The sequence below is a fragment of the Centipeda sp. (in: firmicutes) genome (genome assembly GCF_057271695.1).
Window position 1 is genome coordinate 4,890 of the sequence record NZ_DBHIVL010000111.1, and the last position, 228, is coordinate 5,117.

1 protein-coding gene is annotated in these 228 nt (G+C 57.5%); it reads right to left on the bottom strand.

What is annotated here, in order from left to right; translation table 11 throughout:
• Positions 1-90 precede the first annotated feature (90 nt).
• Positions 91-228, bottom strand: a 138-nt coding sequence (locus ACO6BQ_RS11875; RefSeq protein WP_489121208.1) for a TOBE domain-containing protein, incomplete at its 5' end; no start/stop codon positions are given.

Here is a 228-nt window from a genome sequence, read left to right on the forward strand (position 1 = left end):
GGGGGGCTTTCGTGTGCATCAAAAGAGGTCAGCCATGCGAGACGATTTGTGTCTCGCATGGCTGACCTCTTTCACCGGAAAGTGATTCCCTTAGTGGTCGACGCCGACCATGACGGATGTCGCCTTGATGACGGCATATGCCTCCTTGCCGACGGCAAGACCGAGTTCGTTGATGGAGTTCAGGCTGATGGTCGAGGTGATGACGTCGCCGCCCTTCAGCTCGATGCC